Below are 20,516 nucleotides of genomic sequence, written 5' to 3' on the forward strand. Positions count from 1 at the left end.
TATAACAATTTTATTTTGATCTATATCAAGAATCATTAAAACTTAGGATGATTTTATAAAGACTATAAGCATCTTTACTTCCGCATAACTCTCTTATGGAATGCATTGCAAAAGTTGGAACTCCTATATCCAATGTTTCTATACCTAATCTTGTAGCTGTTATAGGACCGATGGTAGAGCCGCATCCCATATCACTTCTTGTTACAAATGTTTGAAAAGGCTCGCCTATCGAAGATGCAATATTCATAAATCTTGAAACAGTTTTAGAGTTTGAAGCGTAGCGTTGAGAAGCATTTATTTTTATAACACTTCCTTTATTTATATGCGGTGCATGATTTGCATCGTGTTTATTTGGATAGTTCGGATGAATAGCATGTGCATTATCGGCAGATATCATTATGGATGAACGAATCATTTGAACAAACTCTTCATAATCATCAAAAACTCTATGAAGTGTATTTTCTAAAAAACTTCCGCCCGCACCTGAAGTCGAACTGCTTCCCACCTCTTCATGATCATTTGCAATAAAAAGCATAGGTTTGCTCTCATCAATACTGCAAATTGAAAGCATACCGACATAGCAGCTAATAAGATTGTCAATCCTTGCGCTAGCAATAAAGTCATCATTAAGGCCTACAAAAGAAGCATTTTGAACATCATAAAAATTCAGATCATTTGCATATAGCTCTTTTACCTCATCGACACCGCTTATCTTTAGCTGATCTTTTAAAAATTGTTCAAAATGAAAATCATCTGAAGTAGATAAAATCGGCAATATATCACTCTGTGCATTAATACTTCGCTCTTGATTTGCTTTATCATCCAAATGAATCGCAAGCGAAGGAATAATAGCTATTGGTTTTTTAACATCAATCAAAGCATCTTTTATTATATTATTTGAGTCCAAATAACTGACTCTTCCGGCCAAAGAGAGATCTCTGTCAAACCATGTATTTAAAAGCAGACCGCCATATGGTTCAACTCCAAACTTTACAGCTCCATGCTCTTTAATAACCGGATTTGGTTTTACTTTTAGATTTGGAGAATCAGTATGTGCCCCAACCATTACATAATTCTTTTCGCCAGAGTATGTAAAAGCTATAATTGATGAATCATTTCTAGTCAAATAGTACTTTTTACCAGGTTCCAACTCCCATCTTTGCTCTTCATAAAGCTTTATAAATCCGGCATTTTCGAACATTCCTGCCATATTCTGCGTTGCATGAAAAGGAGTCGGTGAAGCATCTAAAAAACCTAAAAGTCCTTCGTTGAAATTTTCTTGTGTCATTACTATAGTTCCTAAATGAAATTTATACTTTATCTTTTTGATTATACAAAAATATTTTTTATTCTACTTATACTCTATCACTTTTGGAAGTTTTTTTGGTGCTTTTATGCGAAGTTGTTTATGAATGCTCTCACGGCCGTAAACTACTTCTATGTTTGATGCACTCACTCCAAACTCCTTTGCCAAAAAAGAGACCATATAGTCAGTTGCCCTGCCGCCTTCAGGCTGCGCTTTTACACTTACTTTGAGCTGGTTGCCCCTTACTTTGCCTATCACATCCCTTTTTGCGGCAGGTGTCCCCAAAATATTTAAAACCAGCACATCTGAGTCCCATTCATAAAAAATACATTCTAAATCTCTTGCCTTCATTATAAAAACAACCAAATTAAAAGTGCTATGCCAATGGCAAGGTTTATATAACTTATTCCCTCTTCAAAGAGCATTACTAATAACTCATAATACTGAGTATTTAGAAAATCTTGAGGTTTTAAAAGCTCATTATTTGCATACTTCGTAATATCTTCACCCCAAATATAAGCAATAATTTCAGGAACGATAAAAAAGAGAACAACTCCGCCTATCCCCCAAAAATTCTTCTGCGGTTTTATCGACTGTAATGCTTTTTTCGCATTTGGATTTTGTACTATGGCTTGTGCTTTTGCTTTAATTTTTTCTTTCATATAAACCTTATGAAGCTAAAATATCAACAAACTCGTTACCGTCCAATGCCGTTAAAATTTTGCTGTCTACTCTTATAGCCGAGTCGATTATAACATTTTGAAGTTTTGAGATTATGGTGATTTTCAGCTCTCTATTTCCTGGATTTTGTCTGACAATTCTATATAAATCTTCAATTACTTTCATATCACTGTCTAATTTTATAGAAAGATTTATAGGCTCAAGAGGTATTTCTCGTACCTCTTTTTTTGTCTTTTTTGTCTCTTTTTTAGCATCTTTAAGCGTCATAATTTTACTTACGCTGATTCTTGTAAACATATCTGTATGAGTGATTTTTGTCTTAAAAGCTATAGGCTCATTTAGGTTCATCTGATTTAACTCTTCGAGTTTGTCGCTAAAGAGCATAACTTCAATATTTCCGTGAAAATCCATAATATTTACAATGCCGAACTGATTCCCCTTTTTGGATGTTTTTTTTGTTATCTCTTCAACTTTTCCGATAAAAATTGCATACGAACCGTCTTTAACACTCTCTATCTCTGATGATAGCGTATACTCCAGCTCCTCTATCTTTTCTCTAAAATCATCAAGAGGGTGTCCTGAGACATAAAAGCCCAATGTCTCTTTTTCAAATTCTAAAATCTCTTTTAACTCATACTCTTGAGAATTTATTAACTTTAACTCAACGGTTGTAATTTCACTATCATCACTAAAAAGACTTCCTACTGCATTTTTTCTTGCCATTGAAGCATCTTTTGCAGTATCTACTATCTTTTCAACTTGATCCAAAAGAGCCTTTCTGGAAAATCCAAATCTGTCAAAACCGCCCGCTTTTATAATAGACTCTATCACTCTTTTATTTACTTTTGAGGGTTCAATCCTATTTACAAAATCTTCTATTGATGTAAAATCACCACCCTCTTTTCTTGTTTCTAAAATAGAAAGAACTGCTGATTGTCCAACTCCTTTAATAGCACCTAAACCAAAAAGAACAATCTCTTTGCCATCTTTTGTAATTGCGGAAAATTCTAGCTGTGAATCACAAATATCCGGAGGTGAGAGCTCAATGCCCATTCTCTTTGTCTCATCGATATAGCGCACGACTTTGTCAGTATTATCTTTATCTGATGTTAAAAGTGCCGCCATAAATTCATTTGGATAGTAAGTTTTTAGCCATGCTGTTTGAAATGTAACCATTGCATAAGCTGCAGAGTGGGATTTGTTAAAACCATATCCTGCAAACTTCTCAATCAAATCAAAAAGTTTAGATGCCTCATTGTAGTCAAATCCCTGCTTTTGAGCCCCTTTTGCAAACTCATCATTATAAGTAGACATATCCTTTTTCTTACCCATCGCACGGCGGATAATATCAGAATACCCAAGAGAAAAACCGCCTACGGTCTGTACTATCTGCATAACCTGTTCTTGATAAACAATGACTCCATATGTATTTTCCAAAATAGGTTTCATCGTATCAAATGTGTACTCAATCTTCTCTCTTCCATGCTTTCTCTCTATAAAGCTCTCAAGCATTCCAGACTCCATCGGTCCAGGGCGGTAAAGCGCCAAGACCGCAATGAGGTCCTCAAAACTGTCGGGTTTAAGTCGCTTATTTAGATCCTGCATTCCCGAGCTCTCTATCTGAAACATTCCTACCGTGTTTCCGCTACGAATCACATCATAAACTTTAGGATCATTCTCATCTATCTCATGCCATTTAATCTCTTTGTTGTATCTCAATTTTATAAGTTTTATAGCATTGTCGATAACATCAAGTGTTTTAAGCCCTAAAAAGTCAAACTTAATCAAGTCGACATCTTCTAAGTAATTTAATGAATACTGCGTTACAAAAGTCTCTTCGCCCGATGGTTTATAGATAGGTGTTTTTTTCCAAAGCTCCTCATTTGAGATAACAACGCCGGCAGCATGTATTCCGGAATTACGCTTGAGACCTTCGAGTTTCTTAGCAAACTCCCAGACTCTTGCAGCATTGGCATCACTCTCTATAAATTCTTGAAGCTTAGGTTCTTTTTGAAAAGCCCCCGGTATAAAATCACCATTTTTTGTTTTACCGTTAAGTGTGATTCCAAGCTCATCTGGAACAAGCTTTGCCATTTTATCCGCCTGTGAAAGAGGCATATCAAGAACACGCGCAACATCACGAATAACCCCTTTTGCCAAAAGCGAACCAAATGTAATAATCTGCGCTACCTGATTTCGTCCATACTTTTTTACAACATAATCAATAACTTCTCCGCGGCGCGCTTGCATAAAGTCCATATCAATATCAGGCATACTTACGCGTTCTGGATTGAGAAATCTCTCAAAAAGAAGATCATACTTCATAGGATCGATATCTGTAATCTCTAATGAGTATGCAACAAGACTTCCTGCTGCCGAACCACGACCCGGTCCTACAGCTATACCCATCTCTTTTGCAACTTTTACAAAATCCCAGACAATCAACATATAACCGGGAAATTTCATGGAGTTTATAACATCCATCTCGAAATTAAGTCTATCTCTATACTGCTGATGTTTTTCTTGAGGTACATGCTTAAGTCTTTGTTCCAAACCAAGTTCACAACGATAAACAAAATAGTCTGCATCATTTTTATCCGCTGCGCTTTTCCAAGCTCTTTTTTGCTCTTTGGTCGCATCATCTCCCAGCGGTGCATCATCTTCATTATCAATATTTAGTCCCTCATTTTTTGCATACTCTTTTGTAAATTTAAAATTTGGGGGAACTGGGTCACCTAATTTTAACTCCAGATTACACTTATCTACAATCTCCTGTGTATTTTCAAGAGCTTCAGGAATATCAGCAAAGAGACGCGCCATCTGATCTGGGCTTTTGAGATAAAATTCATGCACAGAGTGACGCATGCGGTTTGGGTCATCATAGAGTTTATTCATTCCTATACACATAAATGCTTCATGATACTGCGCATCATTTGGAAATGTATAGTGAGTGTCATTTGTGGCAATTATTTTTATATCAAGTTCTTTGGAGAGCTTTAATATCTGATCATCAATAAAAAGCTGATCGCCTATGCCGTGACGCATTAGTTCAAGATAAAAATCATCACCAAAAATTTCTTTATACTCAAGTGCAGCAGCCTTGGCTCCCTCATATCCCAAGGCGCCGTTTTTAATATTTCTTTCGTTTGCCGTATTTAAATGCCAGTTTATTTCGCCTTGAAGACACGCAGAGCTGCATATAAGACCCTCAGAGTGCTCTCTAAGCTCTTTTTTATTGATCCTCGGAAAGTAGTAAAAACCGTCTATAAAAGCTTTTGATGAGAGGTACATAAGGTTTTCATAACCCTTTTGATTTTTGGCAAAAAGACAGATATGAAATCGCTGTTTTGTGCTTTTATCATCAATATTTTCACCATTATGAATATATCCCTCTATTCCAATAATAGGTTTTATTCCGGCATCTTTCATAAGTTTGTAAAAATCTATTGCACCGAACATATTACCGTGATCTGTCATAGCAACAGAAGTCATGCCAAGTTTTTTTACCTGTGTTACAAGATTTGAGAGTTTATTTGCACCGTCTAGAAGTGAATATTCAGTGTGAAGATGTAAGTGTGTAAATGGTAAAACACTCATTATTTTGTAACCTTTTGTATATATATTTTAATACTTGAAATTATAGTAAAATTGATATTAAGTGCAAGTTACAATGTTAGATTGTTTTATTTTTTTTAATTATTTCAGCAGATTTCGGATACGAAAAATATCGTATCCAGGAAAATTACTTAACTTTTTCTAAGTACTCACCCTCTACAGTATTTACTTTAATAAGATCACCCTCAAGCACATGGTAAGGTACTTGAATAACAGCTCCTGTTTCAAGAGTTGCAGGTTTTTTGCTTCCGCTTGAAGTATCGCCTTTAAAGTTTGGTGGTGTATCAGTAACAATAAGCTCCATAGTTTCCGGAGCAGTTACAGATATAGCTTTTCCTTTATAAAATATAATGTCAACATTGATTCCGTCTTTAAACCATTTAGAAGCATCATCGCACTGCTCATAGCTAAGTCCAAGCTGCTCGTATGTTTCATTGTCCATAAACTGATACATTTCACCATCATCATAAAGATACTGCATTGTTTTATATGTGATTTCAGGCACTTCAAATTTATCACCTGCATGAACAGTTTTTTCAACTACTTTTCCATTTAAAAAACTTTTTACTTTCATACGAACAAATGCCGCACCTTTACCTGGTTTAACATGTTGAAATTCCACCACTCTATAAGGTACTTCACCTATAATTAGACGAACACCTTTTTTAATATCACCCATTCCAATAGCTGCCATAAATTCACCTTGTAAATTTTTTTGTATAATTTTACAAAAAAAGTGCTTAAAAAAAGCATTTAACAAGAAGCTCATTTAATGTAACAAATAAGTAAAAAATATTAATATTATTTTAATTGCTTATATTATAAAATACATTCATAATATTTAATAAGGAAAAAATTATGAAAAATGTATTAATTTTAGGCGGTGGATTTGCCGGTATTGAATCAGCGATATATTTAAGAAAAGCAAATTACAATGTTACACTTATAAGTGATAGAGACTACTTCTATATCTATCCAACTTCTATATGGGTACCGACAAAAGAGAGCAGCTTTGATGATGTTTGCGTAGACTTGAATGCTCTTAAAAATGCACACGGGTTTGATCTCATCATAGATTCTGTAGAAGCTATATCAGCGAAAAATAACACTGTAAGCTTAAAAAGCGGCAAAACAATAACGGAGTATGATTATCTTGTTGTTGCTATGGGCGCTTCAAAAATGAAACATCCCGGTCTTGAAAACACTCTCTCTATTTGCGGAGCACCGGAGCAATCAATTCTTTTAAGAGACAAACTCGAAGAGATAGTTAACAAAGGAAGCGGAAATATCTGTTTTGGATTTGGCGGCAATCCTAAAGACAGCTCTGCAGTTCGTGGTGGTCCTGCATTTGAACTGCTGTTTAATGTTCATAATTATCTAAAGAAAAAGAAAATTAGACAAAACTATAACCTGACTTTTTTTGCACCTATGGAAGAACCTGGAAAAAGAATGGGAAGTCAGGCACTTAAAATGATGGATGTTTTCTTTAATAAATTAAATATCGACAAACATTTTGGCAAAAAAATAAAATCATTTGAAAATGATGGCATATTATTTGAAGACAATACAAAGCTATCATCAGATTTTACTATGTTTATCTCTGCTGGAGACGGGCATGATGTTATTAAAAACTCAGATTTACCGACAAATGAAGCAGGATTTGTAAAAGTTAATGATTACTGTAATGTAGTTATAGATGATAAAATTAGCAATATCTATGCAGTAGGCGATGTAGCTGCACTTGAGGGGTATGATTGGAGAGCGAAACAGGGACACATAGCTGAAGTTATGGCTAGAAATGTGGCTCACAATATAGAAGCTAGAGACAAAAACAAAACCGATTTTAAAGGTTATAACGAACATTTAAATATTTTATGTGTAATGGACAGCGGTGATGGAGCGGCTTTTGTCTATAGAGATGAGAAAAAAGCATTTATGATACCTATGCCGATTTTTGGACACTGGCTAAAAAAAGGGTGGGGTAAATACTGCAAATACTCAAAATTGGGGAAAATTCCTAGAATTCCTGGAATGTAAAAAAAACATAACAGCAACAATATAAATTTGATTTTGATTTTATATGGAGAAAATAAGTTTTAGGGTACAATTTTGCTAATAATTGTAAAACTTCTTATAGAATCTAAATCAAAAATCTTATTCTTCTTAAATTTATTTTTTGATTTTATATATTGATTTTACAAAAAGTTTATTTAGGATTTAAAAATAATGCAATTTACATTAAACGCTACTTCAAAAAATGCTCGTGCATGCACGATTAAAACAGCGCACTCTACCATTAAAACTCCTGTTTTTATGCCTGTTGGAACTGTAGGGAGCGTTAAAGCTCTGGATATGCAAGATGTTCTTGATCTTTTAGGAGCCGAGATTATTTTGGCAAACACCTACCATATGTACCTGCGTCCCGGAGATAAAACGGTTGCAAAAATGGGCAAGCTCCACGGCTTTACAACCTATCCAAAAAGCTTCTTGACAGACAGCGGCGGATTTCAGGCATTCAGTCTTAGCGATATCTCAAAAGCTTCGCAAGACGGTATAGAGTTTCGCTCTCATATCGACGGAAGCAAGCACTTCTTTACACCCAAAAAAGTTATAGACATTCAACACAATCTCGGCTCAGACATTATGATGATTTTAGATGACTTAGTTGCACTTCCTGCAACACAGGAGCGCATTGCTCTTAGTATTGAGAGAACGACTGCATGGGCAAAAGAGTCTATAGAGTACTTTAGAGCAAAGCAAAAAGAGGGAATCGGAGTAGAGCAAAATATCTTTGCAATTATCCAAGGCGGAACTGACAAAGCTTTTCGCACAAAGAGTGCTACTGAACTTTGCAAACTGGATTTTGACGGTTTTGCTATTGGCGGTCTAAGCGTAGGCGAAGCGAATCAGGATATGTATGATACGGTGGAGCATACGGTAGAGTATATGCCAACAGATAAACCTCGCTATCTGATGGGCGTAGGTACTCCAGAAGATCTTATTGAAAATATTGAACGAGGCATCGATATGTTTGACTGTGTTATGCCCACACGCAATGCACGAAACGGAACACTTTTTACATCATTTGGAAGATTAAATATTAAAGGTGCGGTATATAAAGAGGATAATTCACCAGTTGATAGTGAATGCACATGTCTTACATGTCAAAGATACTCTCGCGCCTATTTAAATCATCTCTTTCGCGCGCGCGAAATAACCTACTTTAGACTTGCAACCATCCACAATCTTCACTACTATCTTAACCTTATGAAAGAAGCAAGAGAAGCAATTTTAGGGGATAGATTTACAGAGTTTAAAGCAGAATTTTACGCAAAAAGAAGCTAATCCGTCAAAATAACGGATTAGAGATTATGCTCTTTTTTATGTTGTAATAAAATAGCATACGCTTCATCTTTTAATTTTAGTTTCTCTTTTTTAAGAGTTTCTAACTCCATATCAGTTAATGGCACATCACCATTTTCACCTTTTGTTATCTTATCATCAATTTCATTGTGCTTATTAAATATTCTTAAAAAATGAGCATGTTCCTTTCCATTTTCTTTCATATGAGTAATTACATCACGATATTCATGTAACATTTAACATCCTTTATTTTTTTAAATTTTATCATAAGTTTTAATATAATCTGATTAAAAAAAGACACTTTTTATCTCGCCATAAAGCTCTTGCCCACAATAAAGAGAAAATTTTTCATCCATTCTTACAATCTTGTTTGGATCAAAAAGCATAGCATTGGCACTCTGCCCCACTTTTATAACTCCTCTCTCTTCACCTATTGTATCAGCAGGATTTTTCACACAAAGCCTTACAAGCTCACTCATTGATATGATATTGTTTTTAACAAGTTTTGTATAATAGAGACTCATCGCTTTTTCAACTCCTTCACATCCATACGCAGCATCATAAAAAGCAACCTCTTTATTTACCGGAGAACTTGGCTGATGCAGAGTTGTCAATATATCAATTTTACCGCTTTTAAGTGCTTCTAAAAGTTCTGCTCTATCACTTTCACATGCAAGCGGCGGATTTAACTTTGCGGTTGTATTGAAATTTTCACACGCTTTATCAGAATTTATAAGATGATGAATAGATACTTCACATCTTACATCTACACCATCACTTTTTGCTTTATCTATAAGATAGATTGAACGAGGTGAAGCGATTGACTTAAAAAGAATTTTTATCTTAAAATGCCTTGCTATTTCTATCATACGAGATACATGCAGAACTTCACTCAGATCCGGTATGCCTGCTAGACCAAGTTTTGAACTTACATCTCCATCTAGCATAACTCCGCTGGAGATTAACGAATTATCCTCTGCTTTACAAAAGAGAGTAACTCCATACATTTGGCAATATTGAGCAATTTTAATAGCTAAATCATTTTTTGCAATAGTACTCATATATGGAACAACCGCTCCGCGTTTTAATAAAATCGCAATATTGCTTAAGGTATTCTCTTGATTTAATGTATTTATCATTAAATCAACTTTTGCACCATTTAAATTATGGAGTCCATTTTGGGCAAACTCCAAAACTATCTCATTGTCAATTGCGGGAGTGCTCTCAGGATTTAAAACTATATGCCCTATTCCGGCTTTTAATGCTTCATCTGAAAGAGCTTTTATATTATTTGCATTAAGTATTGAGTCTTGAACTCTTATATTTGTATCTACTAAAAGAGGTATAAAGTATAAACCTTTTGCATCTATGATTTCATCACCTGAGAGATTTGTACCTATTTCGGTAATTATATTATCTTCTATACGAACATCAACTTCTCTTTCGCACTCTGCATCACAAACTATTGCATTTTTTATAATCATTGATACGACCCTCTTTTAAAAAACAGATTTGATATAATGTTAAAATTATAAACAACAAAGGCTTAGAGTTGCGTTTTATTTTTTTGTTTTTATTGTTCTTCTCATTTTCACATGCTAAAACGGCTTATGAATCGGGAAAAATTCTCTATATGCAAAAGGGTTGTTACAGCTGTCACGGAACAAAACTTGAGGGTGTGCATAAATATCCATATCTTGCAAACCGTGCAAAAGGTTATATGATATACAAATTGAAACAATTTCGCTCAAAAATCTCTGACAATCAACAACAAGAGATGATGATACCTTTTGCAGTAGATTTAAGTGATGATGATATAGAAAATTTGGCAACTTATATCAATGAATTTGTTGCACAGGAGAGTAGTGAAAAATATGATGACAGTTATCAAATACATGGGGACGGCGGTTCATGAAAATATTAGTATCGGCACTTGAGCATTCAGCAAATGTACATCTTAAATCTTTAAAAAAGGAGTTAAGCCCTAATGTGGAGTTTGTCGGTATCTTTGACAAAGAGCTGGGAGAGAGCATAATAGACTTAAGAAGTCTTGCCATAATGGGGTTTGTAGATGTAATAAAAAAACTAAGATTTTTTTTTAGATTAAACAATCAAATGTTAGATTTGGCAAAAGATGTTGATAAGGTTCTTCTTATTGATTCATCAGGTTTTAACCTGCCGCTTGCTAAAAAAATCAAAAAAAAATATCCTCATAAAGAGATAATTTACTATATTTTGCCTCAAGCATGGGCATGGAAGAAAAAACGCATACCTGTTTTAGAAAAAACTATAGACCATTTAGCTTCTATTTTGCCTTTTGAAAAAGAGTACTACTCTAAAAATGCTCCTATTACTTATGTGGGGCATCCTCTTCTTGACCAAATCAAAGAGTTTAAAGAAAAAATAAACAGTGAAGTAAAACATATTGCCTTTATGCCAGGAAGCAGAAAAGGTGAGATAAAAAAGCTTATGCCCATATTTGCAGAGGTGCAAAAAAAGCTTGGTATTGAATCAACAATTGTAATACCAGAACACTTTTGCAAAGAAGATATAAAAGAACTTTATGGTAACCTTTCAGGTTTTAAAATAGCTCATGATGCACACAAAACACTTATAAATGCGGATTTTGCTTTTATTTGCAGCGGAACGGCTACTTTGGAAGCATCTCTTATAGGGATACCGTTTGTACTAAGCTATATTGCCAAACCTTTAGACTACTTTATAGCGAGCAAACTTGTAAAGCTTGAGTATATAGGGCTTGGAAATATTATGTTTAGCAAATTTCAAAACAGAGCGTTGCATCCTGAATTTATTCAAGATAATGTAACGGTTGAGAATCTTATAAAAGCATATCGCGAATATGACAGAAGCAGATTTTTAAGTGATTCAAAAACATTAAGGGTCTATTTGAAGCACGGCAGTTCTAAAACAGTAGCAAAAATTATAGAGGATACGCATGAAAATTAATTTTATAGATCTACAAGCTCAATACAAAGAGTATAAAAAAGAGATAGACAGTGAAGTGTTAGAGGTTATGTCTTTAGCACAATTTATTGGCGGAGAAAAACTAAATTTATTTGAGAAAAATCTTGCTGCATATACAGGTTCAAAACATGCCATAGGATGCAGCAGCGGAACTGATGCACTTTTATTGTCACTTATGGCACTTGATATCAGCGCAGGCGATGAAGTAATAACTTCCCCTTTTACTTTTATTTCAACTGCCGAAGTTATTGCACTCTTAGGTGCAAAACCTGTTTTTGTAGATATTGATGAAGAGAGCTACAATATTGATTCCTCTAAAATAGAAGATGCTATTACAGAAAGAACAAAAGCTATTATGCCGGTTTCACTTTATGGGCAGTGCGCCGATATGGAAGCCATAAATGATATAGCAAAAAAACATAATCTCTCTGTTATAGAGGACGCATGCCAAAGCTTCGGTGCCACCTACTATGATAAAAAATCATGCAATCTTTCAACTATAGGCTGCACAAGTTTTTTTCCCTCTAAGCCGCTTGGCGCTTATGGAGACGGCGGAGCAATATTTACAAACGATGATGCACTGGCAGCAAAAATGCGTATGCTTCTCAATCATGGACAAAATGAGAGATACAAGCATAAATATATCGGTATAAACGGCCGCTTAGATGCTATTCAGGCTGCAGTTTTAAATGTTAAGCTAAAACATTTTGACAAAGAGGTGCGACTCAGAGATGAAATAGGGAGCAGATATAGTGATTTACTTGAAGATAGTGATGTAATCACTCCAAAAATTGCACCAAATGCAACAAGCGTATATGCTCAATACTCAATAAGAGTTAAAGATAGAGAAGCAATGATTGAAAAACTGAATAAAAAAGAGATTCCAACTGCCGTTCACTATCCTGTTCCTCTTCATATGCAGGAGGCTTTTAAATATCTCGACTACAAAGAGGGGGATTTTCCTATAAGCGAACTTGTATCAAAACAGATAATGTCACTGCCTATGAGTGCTTATTTAAGTGAAGCTGAGCAGGATTTTGTAGTACAAGCTATTAAAGGTTAATTTTTGAAAAGAATTGCTATTGTCGGCCTCGGTGCCATGGGAAAAAATCACTACAACACTCTTAAAAAGATAAGCGGTGTAAAAATTGTAGGACTTTGTGATGTTGTAAAAAATGAAAATTTTACAGAACCTTTTTTTACAGACTTTGATACAATGCTTCAAGAGTGCAATTCTCATGCTGTTATCATAGTAACTCCGACATTTTTGCATAAGGATGCAGCACTTAAATGTGCTGCGCGCAAAGTAGACATTTTTATAGAAAAGCCTGCTGCTTCAAGTGTTGAAGATGCCAAAGAGATACTTAGTGCAATAGAAACAAACGGCATCAAAAGCTGTGTAGGACATATAGAAAGATACAATCCGGTTGTAAAATCTCTTATGCATGAGATAAAAGATCATGAGATACTCTCCATCTCCATTACAAGAAGCGGAGCTTTTCCGGAGCGTATAGCAGATGTTGGAATTTTAACTGATCTTTCAGTTCATGACAGCGATCTCATTCGATTTATCACAAAAAAAGATATTATAAACAGCGCAGTTTTTAAATCTCAAAAAATTCATAAAACGCATGAAGACAACGCCATTCTTGCATTTGAACTCGAGGGTCAGATTATCGGTGATATCTCTACAAACTGGCTTACGCCATACAGAAAAAGAAGTATTGCAGTAGCATGCAGGGTAGATGAACACAGCAAGATAAAATATTTTGAAGCGGACCTTATTTCTCAAACTCTCAAAGAGCGTATAAATATCAACCCAAATTCGCACATAACAAAAAACTGTTTTGTAAACAGAAGCAATGCTCTGCATGATGAACTTGAAGCATTTATAAACTATCTAAGAACAGATGATAGAGGTTCATTGGCAACTGTTCATGACAGTATAATCACACTAGAAATTGCGAGCAAATAGTGTCAAGAGATAGAGCAAATATTCACAAATCAACCATTATAGAAGATGGTGCAAAAATAGCTTCTGATGTTATAGTAGGTCCGTTTTGTTTTATCGGCAGAGATGTTGAACTAAAACCGGGATGCAGACTTGAGTCAAATGTCATACTAAAAGGCAAACTAACAGTTGAGCCAAATGTTAAAATATTCAGTTTTGCAGTAATAGGACATAAAAATTCAGAGATACATATCGGTGAGAAAACACATATAAGAGAGTTTACACAAATAGGTGCACAAGAGAGTGAAGATGGAAGCTGCAAAAAGGTCATCATCGGTGCAAACAACTTTCTTATGGGGTATGTGCAGCTTCTTAGCGGCGTTGAACTGGGTGATTTTTGTATTGTTACAAATGCTGTAAAACTTTATGAGAATGTAAAGTGTGAGGAGAGAGTTATACTTGGCGGATTTAGTGTCGTTGAGGCAAATAACACCATAGGAACAGGGGTTATGATTGGCGGAGCATCCGTTGTAAACTCAGATATCCCTCCTTTTATGCTTGTTGAAGGCAACAAAGCAACCATAAAAGGCTTAAATGTTATCGGTCTTAGAAGAAGGCTTGAGAACAAAAGCGATATTGAAGAGATTAAAGCAGTTTTCAAAAAGATACTCGGTGATGGTGCGAATAAAATTTTAGCTCAAGAGATAGCAGACACCAACCCTAACGAATTCATACAAAAACTAGCATCATTTGTAGCTTCAAGCAATCTTTAACATTTTTTTCATGACATGTAAAAAATAATTACATGCCATGTTTTCGTTTAACTCTTTAGTTTTTCTCTTACAATCCTAACCGCTTCAACCATATTTTGAAGGCTTGGTTTTACCTCCTCCCATTTTCTTGTTTTAAGTCCGCAATCGGGGTTTATCCAAAGCTGCTCTTTTGGAAGCACTTCAAGCAGAAGTTCTATCTGTTTTACTATCTCCTCTACACTTAGGATTCTTGGGCTATGGATGTCATAAACTCCCGGTCCTACCTCTTTTGTATAGCCAACTTTTTTGAAGATTTTCAGCAGTTCATTGCCGCTTCTTGCCGTCTCTATGGAGATAACATCCGCATCCATATCTTCTATGGTGTTTATGATATCGTTAAACTCGCTATAGCACATGTGGGTGTGAATTTGCGTCTCTTTTTTTGCACTGCTAACGGCTATTTTGAAGTCTCTTGTCGCCCACGCTTCATACGCTTTTATCTTCGCACTTCTTAGCGGATAACCCTCTTTAAATGCCGCTTCATCAACCTGTATAATCTTTGTACCTGCATTTTGCAAGTCGTCTATCTCATCGCTTAGTGCCACCGCTATCTGTTTTGAAACCTCTCCTCTTGGCATATCGTCTCTTACAAACGACCAGTTTAGTATGGTCACGGGACCAGTTAACATCCCTTTCATGATGCGGTTTGTTCTGCTTTGTGCATAAGTTATCCAATCAATCGTCATAGGGCGAGGTCTGCTTATATCTCCATAGATAAACGGCGGTTTTACACATCTGCTTCCATAGCTTTGAACCCATCCGTTTTGGCTGAATCCATACCCGCTAAGCTGTTCTCCAAAATACTCGACCATATCATTTCTCTCAGGCTCGCCGTGGACTAAAACTTCTAAACCGCACTCCTCTTGAAATGCCACACACTCATCTATGTACTTTTTTATCTCTTCTTCATAACGCTCTTTTGAAATAAGAGCATTTTTAAAGTCACTTCTTGCACTTCGCAGCTCCGGAGTTTGCGGAAACGAACCTATGGTTGTCGTTACCAAATCTTTGTATCCTAAAATCTCTCTTTGGAGTTTTAGTCTCTCTTTCGCTTCACCTTCTCTTTGGAGTTTTTTATGGTTTTTTACTCTCTCTTGCACAGCTTTATCATGGATAAGAGGCGAATTTTTTCTCTTTTTATTTGCCTCAGTATTACTTTGAAATGCCTCTTTTTCTCTCTCATCCAAACTACTCTCTCCATCAAAAAAGAGTTTTGAGAGAAGCGAAATTTCATTCAACTTTTCAAGTGCAAAACTTAACCACTCTTTTATCTCGCTACTCATTTTTTCTTCATATTTTAGAGTAAAAGGAGTGTGAAGAAGCGAGCATGACGAACCAAGCAAGATATTCTCTTTTTCTACAACTTTTGCAATATCTTCTAAAAGTGTGAGCGTTTTTACGATATCGCATCTCCATATATTTCTGCCATCAACCACTCCGGCAATTAATTTTTTGCCGCTAGAAGCAATAAGTTCTAAAGATTTTAGATTTTCATCTCCATGTAAAAAGTCCAATCCCAATGCCCAGATTGGCGTATGAACTAAAATCTTTGTCGCCTCGTTTGAGTGTTCAAAATATGTCACAACCGCAATTTTTATATTTGGCGAAACTCTTCCTAGTCTATCGTAAGTCGGTTTTATAAGACTAAGAACTTTTGTATCCAACTCTTTTGCAAAAATCGGCTCATCTATTTGCACGATTACTTCATCATCAAGAGTGCGTATAGCTTTTAAAAGCTCTTCATAGAGAGGAACTATTTTGCTCCAAAGCTCATAAACATCGCCACGGTCGACTCTTTTGCTAAGTCCCATATATGTAATAGGACCGATGATATTTATCTTTGTTTTTATGCCCAGTTTTTTTGCTTCTTCATACTCTTCTATGATTTTTGAAGCATTAAGCGAGTAGTTATCATCTAAACTAAGTTCGGGAACTATGTAATGGTAATTTGTATTAAACCACTTTGTCATCTCCATAGCAACACTTGAAGCATTGCCTCTTGCCATTGCAAAGTACAACTCCTCATCTTTTAGTTCTTTAAATCTCTTTGGAATTGCACCTAACATTACAGATATATCTAACATGTTGTCATAGAGTGAAAAATCATTTGAACTTATAAACTCAATTCCGGCATCTCTTTGATACTCCCAATGTCTCCTCTTTAGCTTGCTTGCTATATTTTGTACATCTTTAAATGAGCATTTTTTTGCCCAAAACTCCTCTAAAATTCTCTTTAACTCTCTTTGCTCCCCTATTCTAGGAAATCCAACTATATAATTTTTTGACATTAAAATATCCTTGTGAGTCATTATTTTTTTATTTTGTTTGGGTTTGTAATGATTTTGTAAAAAGGGATATTAAAGAGGAGGATGTACGCCTGTGCGTCTAAATGCGAAGTAAGTTGTATAATACGGACATCTTGGGATAAAATGGTTTATCAGGAGTGAAACTCTTGTTCTGATGGCAAAAAGAATATTGCAGTAACAAGGTTTAGAGTTTGAAATATATAATAATTTTAACAATCTAAAATTAGCAATGTCATAAAGTGGTTTCAAACTCTTCCTTTCAAATAAATTTTTAAAATTATATCCATTTTATTTTCAGATGTAGCCTATATATTATTTAAGTGCTTTAAAAACTCATCAGGGCCTATAAATCCTACTATAGTTTTTGATTTTATAACATTTAAATCTTTATCAAAAAATAGAATAACCGGCGGACCAAATACACCATACTTTTTACTTAACTCTTTTTGTTCTTGATTGTTTGCTGTAAGATCTGCTTGGATAAGTACAAACTCACCCATTTTTGCTTTTACCGCCTCATTTGAAAAAGTTTTTTTGTCAAGCTCTTTACACACCGCACACCACTCAGCACTAAAATCAAGCATGACTTTTTTGCCTTTGTTTGCATTTAGTATTGCATCAAGTTCTTTAATGGAAGTTACTGTTTCAAACTTTAAATGCGAAGATTTTTCTACAGCAGAAATAGAAGAAGCCGATGGTTTTAAAAATTCCAGTGGTTTTTTCATACTTTGAGAGCCGCCCAGTGTTCCGATAAAAAGCAGTATTGAGTAGATAAATATAATCATACCTGCACTTTTTCTAAATACATGCGCCTCTTTTTCAAAAACTCCCAAATACAGAGCAAAGCTGATTCCAAGCATTGAATAAAGAAGCATAGTGATATAACTATCTACAACACGCTCAAGCATCCATATAGCAACACCGAGCATCATTACACCAAAAATAGCGCTTACCATTGTCATCCATGCACCGGGCTTAGGCATAAACTTACCGGCACTTACACCCACTAATATAAGAGGAAGCCCCATCCCTATACTCATAGCAAAAAGAGCTGCTCCTCCAAGAAGCGCATCACCTGTTTGACCAATGTAAACCAAAGCACCTGCAAGCGGTGCTGCCACACAAGGACCAACTATAAGAGCTGATAAAAAGCCCATAATTGCTACACCGGCATAACCGCTATGACTCGAATGATGATTTGAACTTATTTTTGCAACAAATGAGTCAGGAAGCTTCAACTCATAAAAACCAAACATACTTAAAGCAAGAGCTACAAAAATTCCGGAAAATGAGTAAATCACCCAAGGAGTTTGTAGAGCTGCTTGTAGATTTGAACCAAAGAGCCCTGCTAAAACTCCCGCAATTGTATAAGCAACAGCCATGGCTAAAACATAAACTAAAGAGAGCATAAATGCTTTTTTAGTTGTAATTCCCTCTCCTTGAGAGATAATTACTCCTGAAATAATAGGAATCATTGGAAATGTACATGGAGTAAGAGCCAAAAGCAGTCCAAAACCTAAAAATGAAAGAAGAATCCATACAACACTCCCTTTTTTTATCGTATCTGCAATTGAATCACTCTCTGAGAGCTCATTTTTTGTTTCAATATTATCTTTAATTTTTTCTTCTATTTTGGTATCTAATTTTGCTGCGGTTTTACCACTCTCTAGCTTCGAACTGTCTAGTTTAAATGTAAAAAATTCTGTATAGGGTTCATAACAAAGTCCCTGCTCCGAGCACCCCTGATATGAAAGTGCAAACTCTACGCTTACTAAACCGCTAACTTCCGCCTCTTTTTCCAAACTTACGATTAATTTCGGAGATTCCAAATAGACCATATCGCCATGATGTTCTACGCTTTTTGGCTTTTTTATATCTTTTATACGGATGCCGTTTTGATTTTTTATCTCAAATTTTAAGGCATCTTCATAAAGATATATATCTTTTGCAATCTCCAGTGTTACTTCTATCTGCATCTTATCGTTTAATTTTGCAGAGGGCTTAAAAGCCTCTTCAGGCATTAAAAATTTAGGCTGTGCGCCAAAAAGCAAAATAGATGAGACAAGCAGTAAAAGAAATTTTTTCATAATTATGTTTTTCCGATTTTGTAATATGGCAGGATTATAACAAATTAATGCAAATCATCAATGAAAGCATTAATATTTATGCTCTTTCAATGCAAAATACACCCTTTACTAATCTCTTGGCGCGTAGCATAGCAAATCAGCCAAAATTATTAACTCTTTAGTGATAAATATAGTACAATTTGACATGGATGTACATAATTTTTTTTTAACACTTTTTCTTATACTTATAACAGCAAGAATTTTAGGTGAGATTTTTGCAAGAGTGGGGATGCCTTCCGTTCTAGGCGAACTCTCTGCCGGAATCCTTCTCGGCTCTTCTGTTTTAGGCATTGTTGAACCTAATGAAATTTTAAAAATATTGGCAGAAATCGGTATCATTTTACTTCTTTTTGAGGTTGGTTTAGAGACTGATTTTACACGCCTTAAAAATGCAGGAGCGAAATCTCTTTTAGTGGCGATAATGGGCGTGATTTTGCCTTTTAGCTTTGGACTGCTCACGGCATACTACCTCTTTGGACTCGCTTTTGATATCTCTCTTTTTATAGGCGGAACGCTTACAGCTACAAGTATAGGCATCACCCTTAGAGTCCTAAAAGATATCCATATGGAAAACACCAATATTGCCCAAATCGTGATAGGTGCGGCAGTAATTGATGACATCATAGGAGTTATTCTTCTTGTTTTTATCTATGATTTTTCCATATCACATGAAACAAACTTTGAGCACACTCTCTCAGTCGCTGGAATGGTTATTACATTTTTGCTTTTAGCGCCTGCTTTTGCGAAAATTCTCTCATACATAATACATAAATATCATGGTAACGATTTAGTTCCAGGATATATTCCTACAATTATTATTTCGCTTATTCTTCTTTTTTCCTACCTCTCTCATCTTGTAGGCGCACCAGCTATTTTGGGCTCTTTTGCAGCCGGAATCGCACTCTCTAGAAGATTTTTTCTCCCTTTTGGGGCATTTTTAAGCACAAACGAGCCTCTGCTTAAAGAGGTAAAATCAAATATGACGCCCATCATCCAGATATTTACGCCTATTTTTTTCGTTATGGTCGGACTCTCCGTGGATCTTAGCATTATAGATTTTTCATCCTCCTCTTTTTGGATAATGGGGCTCTCTTTTATCTTTATAGCTTTCTTTAGTAAGTTTATCGGGGCGTTTTTTATCATACAAAAATCTGCCAAAAACAATGCACTTATCGGAATATCGATGATTCCAAGAGGAGAAGTGGGTCTTATATTTGCGGAGATGGGCAGAGTCAACGCCATTTTGCCAAATGAGATATACGCCATGCTTATCTTTGTTATCATCATCACAACCGTCATACCTCCTTTTTTGCTCAAAAAATATTTTAAAGGAGAGTGTGTTTAGAACTTTGGAGCAATTTTTTTAAGCAC

17 protein-coding genes are annotated in these 20,516 nt (G+C 35.4%); 8 read left to right on the forward strand and 9 right to left on the reverse strand.

From position 1 onward, the window contains the following. Positions 1 to 25: 25 nt before the first annotated feature. From CVO_RS05495 to efp, 5 genes are all read right to left on the reverse strand, one after another. Positions 26 to 1,288, reverse strand: a complete 1,263-nt coding sequence (locus tag CVO_RS05495) for a M18 family aminopeptidase (RefSeq protein WP_159570674.1) — start codon at positions 1,286 to 1,288, stop codon at positions 26 to 28. Positions 1,289 to 1,351: 63 nt separating this feature from the next. Next, on the reverse strand, positions 1,352 to 1,657 hold the full coding sequence (locus CVO_RS05500; protein WP_159570678.1) for a DUF167 domain-containing protein: 306 nt from the start codon (positions 1,655 to 1,657) through the stop codon (positions 1,352 to 1,354). Then, positions 1,657 to 1,968: a hypothetical protein gene (locus tag CVO_RS05505; protein ID WP_152299195.1), complete on the reverse strand. Its 312-nt coding sequence runs from the start codon at positions 1,966 to 1,968 to the stop codon at positions 1,657 to 1,659. The genes CVO_RS05500 and CVO_RS05505 overlap by 1 nt, the downstream gene beginning before the upstream one ends. 7 nt (positions 1,969 to 1,975) lie before the next feature. Continuing rightward, entirely contained in the window at positions 1,976 to 5,584 is a 3,609-nt protein-coding gene (gene dnaE, locus CVO_RS05510; protein WP_159570681.1) for a DNA polymerase III subunit alpha, read from the reverse strand. 145 nt (positions 5,585 to 5,729) lie between these two features. Continuing rightward, positions 5,730 to 6,296: an elongation factor P gene (gene efp / locus CVO_RS05515; RefSeq protein WP_159570684.1), complete on the reverse strand. Its 567-nt coding sequence runs from the start codon at positions 6,294 to 6,296 to the stop codon at positions 5,730 to 5,732. Positions 6,297 to 6,460: 164 nt separating this feature from the next. Here efp and CVO_RS05520 point away from each other — a divergent pair, with 164 nt between their 5' ends. Together CVO_RS05520 and tgt are read left to right on the forward strand one after the other, a co-directional pair. Continuing rightward, positions 6,461 to 7,639, forward strand: a complete 1,179-nt coding sequence (locus CVO_RS05520) for an NAD(P)/FAD-dependent oxidoreductase (RefSeq protein ID WP_159570687.1) — start codon at positions 6,461 to 6,463, stop codon at positions 7,637 to 7,639. 189 nt (positions 7,640 to 7,828) lie between these two features. Next, positions 7,829 to 8,947, forward strand: coding sequence for a tRNA guanosine(34) transglycosylase Tgt (gene tgt, locus CVO_RS05525; protein ID WP_152299191.1), 1,119 nt, complete (start codon positions 7,829 to 7,831; stop codon positions 8,945 to 8,947). A gap of 17 nt (positions 8,948 to 8,964) precedes the next feature. Here the strand turns inward: tgt and CVO_RS05530 are convergent, their stop codons facing one another. Both CVO_RS05530 and CVO_RS05535 read right to left on the reverse strand, forming a co-directional pair. After that, a complete protein-coding gene (locus CVO_RS05530; protein ID WP_152299190.1) occupies positions 8,965 to 9,201 on the reverse strand; it encodes an HP1242/YdcH family protein in 237 nt (78 codons plus the stop codon). A gap of 51 nt (positions 9,202 to 9,252) precedes the next feature. After that, on the reverse strand, positions 9,253 to 10,449 hold the full coding sequence (locus tag CVO_RS05535) for a metal-dependent hydrolase (RefSeq protein WP_159570690.1): 1,197 nt from the start codon (positions 10,447 to 10,449) through the stop codon (positions 9,253 to 9,255). Between the two features lie 68 nt (positions 10,450 to 10,517). Here CVO_RS05535 and CVO_RS05540 point away from each other — a divergent pair, with 68 nt between their 5' ends. From CVO_RS05540 to CVO_RS05560, 5 genes are read left to right on the forward strand one after another with little or no spacing between them, the layout of a single operon-like run. Then, complete coding sequence (locus tag CVO_RS05540; protein WP_152299188.1) at positions 10,518 to 10,880, forward strand: c-type cytochrome; 363 nt, start codon at positions 10,518 to 10,520, stop codon at positions 10,878 to 10,880. After that, on the forward strand, positions 10,877 to 11,932 hold the full coding sequence (gene lpxB / locus CVO_RS05545; RefSeq protein ID WP_159570693.1) for a lipid-A-disaccharide synthase: 1,056 nt from the start codon (positions 10,877 to 10,879) through the stop codon (positions 11,930 to 11,932). Before CVO_RS05540 ends, lpxB begins: the two co-directional genes overlap by 4 nt. Continuing rightward, the gene (locus CVO_RS05550; protein ID WP_159570696.1) at positions 11,922 to 13,013 is read left to right on the forward strand and encodes a DegT/DnrJ/EryC1/StrS family aminotransferase; all 1,092 of its coding nucleotides are present in this window, start codon (positions 11,922 to 11,924) and stop codon (positions 13,011 to 13,013) included. Before lpxB ends, CVO_RS05550 begins: the two co-directional genes overlap by 11 nt. A 3-nt stretch (positions 13,014 to 13,016) precedes the next feature. After that, positions 13,017 to 13,925, forward strand: coding sequence for a Gfo/Idh/MocA family oxidoreductase (locus tag CVO_RS05555; protein ID WP_159570699.1), 909 nt, complete (start codon positions 13,017 to 13,019; stop codon positions 13,923 to 13,925). Then, the gene (locus tag CVO_RS05560) at positions 13,925 to 14,674 is read left to right on the forward strand and encodes an acyl-ACP--UDP-N-acetylglucosamine O-acyltransferase family protein (protein ID WP_159570702.1); all 750 of its coding nucleotides are present in this window, start codon (positions 13,925 to 13,927) and stop codon (positions 14,672 to 14,674) included. The genes CVO_RS05555 and CVO_RS05560 overlap by 1 nt, the downstream gene beginning before the upstream one ends. Before the next feature lie 47 nt (positions 14,675 to 14,721). Here CVO_RS05560 and metE read toward each other — a convergent pair whose 3' ends face one another. Together metE and dsbD are read right to left on the reverse strand one after the other, a co-directional pair. Beyond that, on the reverse strand, positions 14,722 to 17,001 hold the full coding sequence (gene metE, locus CVO_RS05565) for a 5-methyltetrahydropteroyltriglutamate--homocysteine S-methyltransferase (protein ID WP_159570705.1): 2,280 nt from the start codon (positions 16,999 to 17,001) through the stop codon (positions 14,722 to 14,724). A 323-nt stretch (positions 17,002 to 17,324) separates the two neighbouring features. Further along, entirely contained in the window at positions 17,325 to 19,106 is a 1,782-nt protein-coding gene (gene dsbD, locus CVO_RS05570; RefSeq protein WP_152299182.1) for a protein-disulfide reductase DsbD, read from the reverse strand. 160 nt (positions 19,107 to 19,266) lie between these two features. Between dsbD and CVO_RS05575 the strand changes: the two genes are divergently transcribed. Continuing rightward, entirely contained in the window at positions 19,267 to 20,490 is a 1,224-nt protein-coding gene (locus CVO_RS05575) for a cation:proton antiporter (RefSeq protein ID WP_241690939.1), read from the forward strand. Positions 20,491 to 20,516 lie beyond the last annotated feature (26 nt).

The sequence above is a fragment of the Sulfurimonas sp. CVO genome, assembly GCF_009883775.1.
Classification (GTDB): Bacteria; Campylobacterota; Campylobacteria; order Campylobacterales; family Sulfurimonadaceae; genus Sulfurimonas; species Sulfurimonas xiamenensis.